Genomic DNA, 235 nt, shown 5'->3' with positions numbered 1-235 from the left:
CACGGCGGTGCCGTTTTCCAGATGGTCAACGCTCAGATCGGGCGCGTCGCCGCCCGGCCAGAACAGGCCGATCCGGTCATCGTCGGGCACATAATCGGGAATGATCGCCGGCGCGCCGCCTTGTCCGAAGCCAAGGCCGTCGATCAGGAACACATCCTCACCCTCGCCGCCCTCGGCCCAGTCGTCCGCACCGGCCAGCAGCGTGTCCGAACCCTCGCCGCCACGCATCCAGACG

At 68.5% G+C, this 235-nt stretch carries 1 protein-coding gene; it reads right to left on the bottom strand.

Translation table 11 applies throughout. From position 1 onward, the window contains the following. Positions 1-235, bottom strand: a 235-nt coding sequence (locus RMT89_RS45475; protein WP_315889608.1) for a hypothetical protein, incomplete at both ends; no start/stop codon positions are given.

Origin of the sequence: Streptomyces sp. P17 (assembly GCF_032436805.1) — a bacterium.
Lineage (GTDB): Bacteria > Actinomycetota > Actinomycetes > Streptomycetales > Streptomycetaceae > Streptomyces.
The sequence above is the reverse complement of the archived record's forward strand: the minus strand, read 5'-3'. Positions and strand labels throughout refer to the sequence as shown.